This is a genomic window from Arthrobacter sp. Soil_C_49 (assembly GCF_057656635.1).
Window position 1 is genome coordinate 1 of sequence record NZ_JBDGJZ010000026.1, and the last position, 5,421, is coordinate 5,421.

A 5,421-nucleotide genomic window follows, 5' to 3' on the forward strand; every position below is an offset into this window, starting at 1 on the left:
GTCCTGAACGATGTGAATTCCGGGAACGTGTGGCTGGTCAACCAGAACATGCAGCTGGTCAACAACTGGGACGACGTCATCCCGCCGCAGCAGACCTCGGACGACGCCGACAAGGACTCTGCCGACGAAGTGCAGCAGACCGTCCTGCCGGACCGCACCAAACCCAACAGTGCACCCGTGGCCAAGCCAGACACCTTCGGCGTGCGCGCCGGAAAGACCACCATCCTCCCGGTTCTGGACAACGACTCCGACCCCGACGGCGATATCCTTACCGTCCGAACCCCTGAGCCGCTCCAGTCCGGCCTGCTCTCACCCATCTACGGCGCCACCGGTTTCCAGGTCAGCATCGGCCCTGACAAGACCGGCTCGGAGGCTTTCAAATACACGGTGGACGACGGCCGGGGCCTGTCCGGCTCCGCCGACGTCACACTCAACATCGTCCCGCCGGGGGAGAACTCCGCCCCGCGGCAGAAACCCAACCGGAACACCACGCTGGTGGTGCAGGCGGGCAAGGTGGTCAGCCAGAACATCCTTCCCGACTGGATCGATCCCGACGGCGACGACCTTTTTGTGGTAGGCGCTGCCAGCAGTGATCCCCGCGACCAGGTCAAGATCCGGCCCGACGGGCTGCTCAGCTTCCAGGACTCCGGGTCCGAGCCCGGGCGAAAAACCGTTACCGTCACGGTGTCGGACGGCCGGTCCACCAGTGAGGGCAAAATCACCGTGGACGTGCAGCCGGCCGGTGCCCTGCCGCCGATCGCCAACGCCGACCACGTGGTGGCCGTTGCCGGGGTGGATACGGTGATCGCCCCGCTGAAAAACGATTCCGACCCGCAAGGCGGCGCCCTGCGCCTCGCCCAGATCACCCCGGACGGCAACTCCACGGCAGTCATGGGCGCCGACCAGCAAACGTTCACGTTCAACGCCACCGCACCGGGCGCCCATTACATCACCTACCTCGTGACCAACGGACCCGCCAGCGCCCAGCAGCTGGTGCGCGTCGACGTTGTGCCCGGCGGCGGTGACGCCGTCCCGGTGGCAGTCCGTGACACCGCCCTGCTGCCCAGTGGCGGCAGCGTCCTGGTGGACGTTCTGGGCAACGACTCTGACCCCTCCGGCGGTGTGCTGGTGGTCCAGTCGGTGACCGCCGCGGACGGACTGCCGCTGAGCGTGGCGGTCCTTGACCACTCCGTGGTGCGGATTACCGACCTCCGCGCCCAGGGCCAGCTCAGCGTGAAGTACACGATCTCCAACGGCAAGTCCTCTGCCACTGGCGAAATTTCCGTGCTGGTGGTTCCCGCCCCGGCGAAGCTTCAGGCGCCGCAGGCCAAACCGGACGAAGCCACCGTCCGCGCCGGCGACGTGGTCACCATTCCGGTGCTGGAAAACGACACAGACCCCAACGGCGGCAAGCTCACGCTTGAACCCGTCCTGGCGCAGACACCGGACCCGGCAGACGGCCGCATCTTCACCTCCGGGAACTCGGTGCGTTTCATCGCCGGTGACCTGCCCAAAACGGTGTACGCCATCTATAAGGTCACCAACGAGTCCGGCCAGTCAGACTCCCAGCAGGTGACCATCCGGATCCGGGCCAGGGACGACCAACTGAACACCCGGCCCGAGCCCCGGAACCTCACCGCCCGTGTTGTGGCAGGCATGACGGTACGCATCCCGGTGCCGTTGGACGGCACGGACACCGACGGCGACTCCGTCCAGCTGACCGGCGTGGATAAAGCGCCGGCGATGGGAACGGCAGTGGTCAAGGACGGGTACCTGGAATTCACCGCCGCAGGCAACGCCGCCGGCACGGACACCTTCACCTACCGCGTCCGGGACCGGATCGGTGCCGAGAACACGGGTACCGTGATCGTAGGGATCGCGCCGCAGGAGACCAACAACCAGAAACCCATCGCCATCGATGACGCCGTGGATGTCCGCCCCGGCCGGAAGATCGCAGTGGACGCACTCACCAACGATTCGGACCCGGACGGTGACCCCGTCAGTCTGGTATCCAACGGCTTCGAAGCCCGCCCCGAGCTTGCCGTCGAAGCAGCCGACGGCGGCAAAGTACTGCTCACGGCGCCGGCCGCCGCGGGCAACGAAAGCGTCAGCTACAAAATCCAGGATGACAAAAAAGCCCAGGCAGGTGCCGTGATCCGGGTCCGGGTCAGCCCCGATGCCGCGCTGAAGATTCCGCTCGCCAAGGATGATGTGGTCACCCAGGCCGAGACGCTGGGCAAGTCGGCGGTGGATGTTCCGGTGCTGAAGAACGACTCCGATCCCGACGGCGTTGCCTCCGAGCTGAAGATCGGCCTCCCTGACGGCAACCCCAACGCCCGCGCCACGGGAGACGGCACCGTCCAGGTCACGCTCGCGCCGGAGGACCAGCTGGTGCCCTACACCGTCACCGATGTTGACGGCCAGAGCGCCACGGCAGTCATCTGGGTTCCCGGGCAGGGGGAACAGCACCCCACCCTGGCCAAAACCGACGTCGTGGAGGTCATGGCCGGCAAGGAGCTCACCCTCAACCTGGCTGACTATGTACGGGTCCGGGACGGACGCACACCCCTCATCACCCAGGTGGACAAGGTCCGCGTCCAGGGTGCGGAACCTGATGACGTGGTGGCCGGGAACGGCGGCGCCCTGCGCTACGCTGCCCTCAACGACTACGTGGGTCCCGGGTCCGTCACTTTCGAAGTGACCGACGGTACCGGACCGGAAGATCCTGCCGGCCTCAAGTCCACCCTCAGCATCATTACCAAGGTCATTCCGGACCCGAACGCCAACCACGCGCCCACCTTCAGCGGTGCCACCCTCGACGTGCCAAAGGGCGAATCCGCTGCCCTGGAGCTGGGAAATCTGGCCAAGGACGTGGACTCAGGCGACCAGGAAAAGCTCAAGTTCGAACTCGACGGGTCCTTGCCCGAGGGCTTCACGGCCAGCGTGGACAACTCAACCCTGAAAGTGACCCCGGAATCGGCCAAGGACGCCGGCTGGAAGGGAAGCATCCCGCTCAAAGTCACTGACGGCCGGGCCGAGCCGGTCCGTGCCACGGTGACAGCAACCGTTGTTGCCTCAAACCGGCCGTTGCCGGTGGCCAACGAGGACGTGGTGGACAAAGCCAACGCCGGCGGCTCCGAGACCGTTAACGTGCTCGGAAACGACTTCAACCCGTTCCCGGAAACCCCGCTGCGGATCACCTCCGCCACTGTGGAAACCGGCTCCGCCGCCGGGCAGCCGGCTGTGGCAGGCGACTCCATCACCGTGACCCCGGCCAGCGGGTTCAAGGGTGTGATGGTGGTGCGGTACACCGTCATGGACAAGACCGAGGACATCTCCCGGCAGACCGACGGCCGGATCCGCATCACCGTCCGTGACCGGCCCGACGCTCCCTCCGCGCCTACGGCAACGGACGTCCGCAGCAGGACCGCCGTGCTCAAGTGGACACCGCCGTCGGACAACGGCGCCGCCATCACCAAGTACACCGTGCGCTCCGGCAACGGCTTCACCCAGGACTGCCCCACCACCACCTGCACGCTGACCGGGCTGACCAATGACGTCAAGTACATCTTCACCGTCACTGCCACCAACGAAGTCCGGGAATCCGATCCTTCACCGGTGTCCAACGAGATCCGGCCGGATGAAAAACCGTCACCTCCGGACGCCCCGACGGTCAAGGCCGGCGACAAAAACATGGAGATCAACTGGGCCCCTGCAAAAACGGAGGGCTCCGCGGTAAAGACCTACAGCCTGGAGATCTCTCCGCCGCCGGCCAACGGGATCGCCGTCAAGAACGGCGTAACCGGACTCAGCTACAACTGGCCGGGACTGACCAACGGTGTCCGGTACAAGGTGCGCGCCCAGGCCGTCAACGAGCTCGGCCCGTCCGACTGGGGCCAGTACTCGGCCGAGGACAACCCTGCCGGCGTCCCCGCTGCTCCGGCCGCGCCCACATCGTCCGTGGCATCCTCGGTAGGGACGTCCAACCAGCTCAAGGTTGACTGGAATGAGCCGAACACCAACGGTGACGCCATCAGGAACTACTACGTCACCATGAGCGGCGGCGGAGGCGCGGACCAGACCCAGGTGGTGGCGGGCACCGTCCGGACCGCCAACTTCACCGCCAACAACTCCGAAGCCTCATACACCTTTACTGTCCAGGCCGAGAACAAGGCCGGCAAGGGTGCAGTCAGCGCCGCCTCGGCTCCACGCCGGGCCACGGGCAAACTCGCCCAGGTCACCGGCGTGTCCGCAACCGAAGCAGACACCGGAGGCGCCGGCCGTGCCGTCACCATCAACTTCCGGGAACTGACCGCCGCCGAGCGAAACGGTTCGTCCTACGCCGAGGTCAGTTACACCTACCGCGCCAGTACCGGCCAGACCGGTCCCATCAGGCCCGGGCAGACAGTGGGCGGCTTCACCAACGGCACCAGCACCGCCATCACTGTGGTCGCCAATTCCGCCGTGGCTCCCAGCTCTGACGCCAGTGCTCCGGCAACCGTGAACCCCTATGGCTGGCCGGGTACACCTTCGGCCTCCGGGACGGATGGTGCTGAAAACCAGAAGAACCTGACATTGAGCTGGGCTTCGCCCCCCGCCGGCAGCTGGGACATCGCCTACACCCAGATCAGGATCGACGGCGGCGGCTGGGAACGGGTGGCGGCCTCCGGAAGCCGCACCATCAACACTGGCGGCTTCAGCGAGCGGCACTTTATCGAGGTCCAGGGCGTCAACTCGCGCGGCACCGGCGGGCCGCTGGCATCCGCCTCCGCGCAGTCCGGTGCGCAGAAGACCAGCTGGGCCACGCGCCTGAACACCGGGATGGACCGCAGCTGTACCGATCTTCCCGGGCCGACGTCCTATGATCCCGTGGCCCACACCTGCGACGGCAAGGGCGGCTACGACCGGCCGTGGATGTCCCACATGGACTCGTTCACCGTTATGTGCTGGAAGCCCCATGGCACAACCTACGGCGGGGACGGCCAGTGGTACTACATCATGCGGGGCTCACCGAACGCGACCCGCTGGATCAATTCCACGCACACCTCCATCGGTGCGCCGGCGCAAAGCGGTGTGCCGCTGTGCACCTTCCCGACAGGAGCAACGCCATAACCGGCATGGCCCCAGGTCCGACCCGGCTCTGGGGAGGGCTCCCCATCGCGGGGCCTGTAAGGGTTCGGTAGGCTTGCGCCGGGGAAAAGAGAGTCTCATGCCAGTACGCGAACGCGCTGCCGTACGGCCACACAAACTGAGGGAAACGTAACGCTGTGACAAGTCTGCTGGGGAAGCTTGGGCTCAAAACGCGCTATAAGAAGGTCGTGAGCGGTACTGCGTTTGGTGCTGCTGTTGCTGTGGTGGTGACGGGTGCTGTGTTGTATCCGGGGTTTAAGACCACTGAGGTGGATTTGAATGATGGTGGCG

General features: G+C 65.9%; 1 protein-coding gene. It reads left to right on the forward strand.

The genetic code is table 11. The annotated features are described in order from the left end of the window. The coding region (locus AC3A4Z_RS22535; protein WP_498714535.1) for an Ig-like domain-containing protein at positions 1-5,112 on the forward strand (5,112 nt) is incomplete at its 5' end. Positions 5,113-5,421: the final 309 nt, after the last annotated feature.